This is a genomic window from Mangrovibacterium sp. (assembly GCF_059905295.1).
Genome location: NZ_JBZQJF010000330.1, coordinates 1 through 6,623, shown reverse-complemented (window position 1 = coordinate 6,623; position 6,623 = coordinate 1). Strand labels below are relative to the sequence as shown.

General features: G+C 41.3%; 5 protein-coding genes. All 5 read left to right on the top strand.

Annotated elements, in window-relative coordinates; translation table 11 throughout:
• Positions 1-763 precede the first annotated feature (763 nt).
• Positions 764-1,912 carry a hypothetical protein gene (locus AC37HE_RS16535; protein ID WP_500784158.1) on the top strand — a complete coding sequence of 383 codons (1,149 nt, stop codon included), beginning with the start codon at positions 764-766 and terminating at the stop codon, positions 1,910-1,912.
• Between the two features lies 1 nt (position 1,913).
• Positions 1,914-3,140, top strand: coding sequence for a quaternary amine ABC transporter ATP-binding protein (locus AC37HE_RS16530; RefSeq protein WP_500784156.1), 1,227 nt, complete (start codon positions 1,914-1,916; stop codon positions 3,138-3,140).
• A complete protein-coding gene (locus AC37HE_RS16525) occupies positions 3,137-3,958 on the top strand; it encodes an ABC transporter permease (RefSeq protein WP_500784155.1) in 822 nt (273 codons plus the stop codon). Before AC37HE_RS16530 ends, AC37HE_RS16525 begins: the two co-directional genes overlap by 4 nt.
• 1 nt (position 3,959) lies before the next feature.
• The gene (locus tag AC37HE_RS16520; protein ID WP_500784153.1) at positions 3,960-4,817 is read left to right on the top strand and encodes a glycine betaine ABC transporter substrate-binding protein; all 858 of its coding nucleotides are present in this window, start codon (positions 3,960-3,962) and stop codon (positions 4,815-4,817) included.
• A gap of 724 nt (positions 4,818-5,541) precedes the next feature.
• The coding region (locus AC37HE_RS16515) for a pectate lyase family protein (protein WP_500784151.1) at positions 5,542-6,623 on the top strand (1,082 nt) is incomplete at its 3' end.

Genomic DNA, 6,623 nt, shown 5'->3' with positions numbered 1-6,623 from the left:
TGTTGATGCTTCACCCATGTTAACTGCCGAAGAAGAAATCAAGCATTAAAATCTCCACCAACTCGTATTTTTTATTGGGTTGTCAACAGGCAACTTCGTACCTCTTTTTTCTGAAAGTCCCTGCTGAGTTCCAAGTTTCAAGTTCCAAGTTCCAAGTTTCGAGTTTCGAGTTTCGAGTTGCGGCTATAGGTACCCTTGTGGAGGTCTGGGGCTACTGCTTGTTGCTGGTTACTGGTTGCTGGTTACTGGTTGCTGGTTGCTCTTCTCTCAATCGCTAATCGGCAATCAATAATCGTTAATCGTTAACCTTTCACGTTTCACGACAACCCAACAACTTCAGATAACAATGACAACCTGATGTCCGAAAAACTTTCCACTTTCATTCCTGTTGGTTATTCCCGTGAATCAGGTATGTTTTTTGCTGTTTCAGAAATATTAATTTCTATACAAACTATTAAATATTCCATTTTATTTTCAATATTTTAAGCGTTCGTATAGAACACATCACACTGCCATATATCGCTCTGATTTACCCAAGGATCATCAATTTATATCGCGTAATACATTGTATTTTAATCTTATTTGAATTTAAAGAACATTCCCATCCTTTTAACTTTTTAGCGATAATTTTGTTCGCCCAAGCTTAAATGCCTACTTTTGTCGCATAGAATCTATTTTGGTATTAGAATCAATACCAGTCAATCATCAAATTATCTCTATGGTTTTAAAAAGCATGAAAAGGACGTTGTTAAAAGCAACGGCAATGACATTATTATTATTTGGCACAATCACAGGTTATGCACAGAAGAAGGAAAACAGTTTTAAAGTTGGGGGTGCATTAAGATTCAATGTATTTGCAAAAAGCTGGGTTCACAACAAAACACAACCTGAATTTACAATGGATACCTGGAGACTGAATGTCGATGGCAGTCAAGGAGGTATCGACTTCAGTTTTGAATATCGTTTCTACCCTACTTTCGGAACCCATTTTATACATCATGGCTGGCTAGGTCTGGATCTGACCAAAGATTTATACATGAAACTTGGAGTTGTACAGGTTCCCTTTGGAATTACTAAATATGCATCTCACTCCTGGTGGTTCCAGGGCCAATACTATTTTGGTTTGGAAGACGACTACGATGCAGGTATTAAGTTTGACTACAAAGGTATTGACAAACTGGATTTAAGCTTTGCTTATTTCCGACAAGCAGAACCGGAAGGCCCCATTGCCGGTGGCGATGTAACTTATGGCAATGCAGGCCCGGGACGTTATTCATACGATATTACTCCAGGCGTTGGACGTATTGGTACAGAACAGGTTGCTGCACACATTCGTGAACTCAACCAATTCAATGTAAGAGCAGCTTATCATGTTACTGAAGGCCTTGAATTCGGTGTTTCAGCGCAGGTTGGCGGTATTTACAACAGTGTTTTGGATAAAGCTGAAACAAGTACAGCTTTTGACTTGCACATGGTAGCCGATTGGGGCAAAGGCTGGAATTTCAAAGGGTCATTTATCAACTATAACTATAAAGCACAGGCCGACGATGGTGAAATACTTGACATTGTACAAATGGGAGCCTATGGCACTCCATACGATGTAGCAGCCAAAGCAAACGCTTATGCTGTAGGTATTGCGAAAAGCTTTAATGTTGATTTGGGACCAATTACAAACATTCAGGCATATGTTGATTACACCTACATGGACAAAACCAACAGTGACTATGCCGATATGCACCACCTCATTCCGGGGTTCCTGATCTCTGCAGGACCGGTCTATACGTATGTCGATTATGCCATGGGTAAAAACCAACCTTGGTTAACACCAAATTTTGGTGAAGGAATGGGTGTTGGTGATGCCGATGCAAAATGGCAAAAACGATTTAACATTAACATCGGCTATTACTTTTAATATGGAAAAAATTAAAATTGAAAATCTCTCACTTGTTTTCGGGAAAGCCAAAAACAAAGCTTTAAAAATGCTCGATGCAGGCAAGAATAAAGCTGAAATACTGGATGCAACCGGATGTACTGTTGCGGTTCAACATGCAAATCTAAGCATTCAGGAAGGTGAGATTTTTGTAGTCATGGGACTATCAGGGAGTGGTAAATCAACACTGCTACGTTGTATTAACCGACTGATTAACCCTACAACCGGTAAAATCTTCATCAATGACGAAGAAATTACCAACATGAACGATCGCGAGCTATTGAATATTCGTAGAAAAGAGCTTGCTATGGTTTTTCAGCATTTTGGTTTGTTACCCCATCGTACCGTTCTGAGTAACGTGGCATTTGGGCAGGAGCTTCAAGGAGTTCCTAAAGCAGAGCGCGAAAAGCTGGCCCTGGAAACAATCGATCTGGTTGGTTTGAAAGGTTACGAGAACCAAAGAGTAAGTGAATTGTCGGGAGGTATGCAACAGCGTGTAGGCCTGGCTCGTGGTTTAGCCAATAAACCGGAAGTATTGCTGATGGATGAAGCATTTTCGGCACTCGACCCGTTAATTCGTTCTCAAATGCAGGATGAATTACTGATTCTGCAAGAGAAAATGAAGAAAACGATTGTCTTCATCACCCACGATCTCGATGAAGCTATTAAGCTGGGCGATCGTATTGCAATTATGAAGGATGGAGAGATTGTTCAGATTGGTAGTTCTGAGGAAATTATCACCAATCCGGCAAACGATTATATCAAATCATTTGTCGAAAATGTCGATCGCAGCAAGATTGTTACAGCCGCATCAATCATGTTTGCAAAGCCCAAGGTTGCCCGCTTGAAAAAAGATGGCCCTGCCGGGGTTTTACGCATCATGCGCGAAAACGGCGTAGAACATTTACCGGTGGTTAGAACCAACCGAACATTCCTGGGCTACGTTAAGCTGGAAGATGTACTCCGCCTGAAAAACGAAGAAGTAAAAACAATCGAAAGTATTATCAACGAAAATGTGATGAGCGTAACGGCCGACACAACAACTGAGAATATGCTTCCGCTTCTGAGTAAGACAAACTTGCCAATTCCGGTGGTTAACGAAGAGAACCATCTTATTGGAGTTGTGTCCCCTACCTCTATTATTGCCGAAAGTACAGGCATGGCTAAGAAAGAAATCCATGAAATAATCCAAAAAGCTATTGAATTATGATCGTAGGCCAATATATCGAAGATGCTATTAACTGGATGACGGCCAACTTTTCCGGCTTTTTCGATGCAGTTAATATCGGAATGTCGTCGTTAATCGATGTCATTGAATCCTTTTGGGTGTGGTTACCGTTTTACGTCACCATTGCCCTGTTTGCAGGTATTGCCTGGTGGAAAGCAGGTAAATCGAATGCCATACTAACAGTTGTCGGCTTACTTTTCATTTATTTTGCCGGCTTCTGGGACGAAACAATGCAAACTTTTGCATTGGTATTGGCATCTGCCTTTATTGCCCTGGTGATCGGTATTCCTCTTGGAATATGGAGTGCCAAAAATGCAACCGCACAAAAGGTTATTCGTCCAATTCTGGACTTTATGCAAACAATGCCGGCTTTCGTTTACCTGATCCCGGCGGTATTATTTTTCGGACTTGGAACAGTTCCCGGAGCTTTTGCAACGATCATCTTTGCAATGCCGCCGGTTGTACGTTTAACCTCGCTTGGTATCAAACAAGTTCCCGAAGAAATTGTAGAGGCAACAAGAGCTTTTGGTGCGTCTCCCAGCCAGCTGCTGGTTAAAGTACAATTACCTCTGGCTATGCCAACGATCCTTGCCGGCGTAAACCAAACCATTATGATGGCCTTATCAATGGTCGTTATTGCCAGTATGATTGGGGCCAAAGGACTTGGTGAAATTGTACTTCAGGGGATCAGCCAGTTACGTATCGGCTTAGGTTTCGAGAGTGGCTTAGCAGTTGTTCTTTTAGCCATCATCCTCGACCGTATTACTCAAAACTTAGGAAAATCATCTAAAAAGAAATAACATGAGAAAATTATCATTATTCGCTGTCGTTATTGCTGCGAGCTTGCTTTTCAATGCTTGTTCAGGCGGAAAAAAGAAAAGCGAAAATAAAAAGGAAGTAACCATTGCCATGGTGAACTGGATTGAGTGTATCGCCAATACCAATCTGGCTAAAGCCGTATTAGAAGAAAAAGGTTACGATGTGAAACTAATCAATGCAGACGTTGCTCCTGTATTTGCGGCTGTAGCTAAAGGTAATGCCGACTTATTTATGGAAGTTTGGGAACCAATTACCCACAAACCTTACATGGATAAATTTGGCGATCAGGTTGAGCATATTGGAACAATCTACACCCAAGGTGTTTTGGGACTTGTTGTGCCGAGCTATGTTACCATCAATTCAATTGATGAACTGAACAGTGTAAAAGACAAATTTGATGGTAAAATTATTGGTATCAATCCGGGAGCCGGAATCATGAACATTACAAAGAATGTTATCAAGGATTACGGTTTGGATTATGAACTGGTAGCCTCCAGTGAAGCAGGAATGTTGGCTTCATTGAAAAAGGCTTACGACAAAAAAGACTGGATTGTTGTAACAGGCTGGAAACCTCACACGATGTTTGCTCGCTACGATCTGAAGATCTTGAAAGATCCGAAGGAAACAATGGGTAAAGCCGAAACAATCTCCATAATTGCCACGAAAGGCTGGGCCACGAAAAATCCGGAACTGGCAAAATTCTTCAAAAACTTCAAAATGAATGATGATTTGCTGGGCTCCCTGATGCTGGCGGTTGAAGGAAATCCCGGACAAGAAGCCGAAGCTGCAAAGAAATGGTATCACGAGCATAAAGAACTCGTAGACGGCTGGTTCAAATAAGAGAACACATTTCGTTCGAGTTAAAAACGCAGATAACATGAATAGTTATCTGCGTTTTTGTTTTATACCAAAATGAAACAGTAGCTTACGTTATGCAGACACTAAGTATTGTATTAACCGTAATAATATAGAATTGATCTAAACAAACGATAATGCATCCCTACTCCAAATCCGGCTAACTCTGTAAAAATCTTAATTCCAAGACCCTATCAATTTTCTGATTTTCACATAAAAAACTCTTTTTCTGACGACCTTCAATGCTGTCCATTTATCATTTAGGATTATTTAAGAAATTTATCTTGCAGATAGCTTTTTTCACCTATTTTTGGCTACCCAAAGAAAAAATAAATCTAAACGCGCTTTGATATACGGGTTTAGATTCAAGAAAAGTGAGAAGGATTATGAGGTTGAGAGAAATTTCTTGGGATTATTCTGAGTGTGTCTATGTGCGCGCGAACATGGACACTTGTGTTGATTTAATACACTTTCCATACAAGTTTAAGAAGCTTCCTGTATTGGTCAATTTCCGACAAATATGCGGAGGATTCTTTCATACATTCCTGCACATTCATACATTTTTTCCGTCAATCAATCTTTTTTTCGGCCAATCTCCGTTAACGGCAACGGAATGGGAATTAGTCAATCCTTTTTCCTATGTATTTAACCTAATCGATTTTTCAGGCAGCGAAAGATTTATTCAGGAATAAAACATAAACCAATAAATATGAAAAAACAACTACTAACAGCCACATTTTCAGCCTTATTTATTGTGTTTTATACAATATCATTAAAAGCTCAAATGATCCCCTCTTTTCCCGGAGCAGAAGGTGGAGGCATGTATACAACAGGTGGCCGGGGTGGTAAAGTGCTATATGTAACCAATCTTAGCGACGATGGTAAGAAAGGATCGCTGCGTTGGGCAGTTACCCGGAAGTATGCACGTACAGTTGTTTTCAAAGTCTCGGGAACAATTGAATTACGCAAAAAACTACTGATTAGAAGCGACAGTCTGACGATCGCCGGACAAACAGCGCCAGGCGAAGGAATAACATTACGCGGCTACCCTACTAAAATTGATGCTGATAACATCATCGTCCGCTACATGCGATTTAGAATGGGGGATGAAAACGATGTTCAATCTGATGCCCTTGAAGGGCAATTTCATAAGAACCTGATCATCGATCACTGTAGTATTAGCTGGAGCACCGACGAATGTGCATCCTTCTATGGAAACAAGAACTTTACCATGCAATGGTGCATCCTTTCCGAAAGCTTGAACCATTCGGTTCACAAGAAGGGTGACCACGGCTATGGTGCTATTTGGGGCGGAAATAATGCCAGCTTTCATCACAACCTGTTGGCTCACCACAATAGCCGAAACCCGCGTTTCGATCATCCGGGCGTTTACGACTCAAAAGAGCAAATGCAGGAGTTTCGGGGACCGGTGGAATTTGTCAACAATGTCATTTACGATTGGCGCAACCATGCCAGCTACGGCGGTGAAGCCGGTCAGTTTAACCTGATCAGCAACTATTACAAAGCAGGGACAGCGTCCCGGAGAACAGAACAATTTCTGCAACCCTATGCTGAAGATCACGGGTATGGCAAATTCTACCTCTCGGGCAATGTTGTCGAAGGGGAAAAGCAAATCAATCGCAATAATGACCTGGGAGTTGACATGAAAGATGGTGGAGATTTCAAAACAATTGAAACTCCGGCCCCCTTCCCCATTCGTGGTGATTTAAAAATTGAACCTGCAAAAAAAGCCTTTCACTCAGTCTTGGCTCATGCAGGAGCATCCTTACA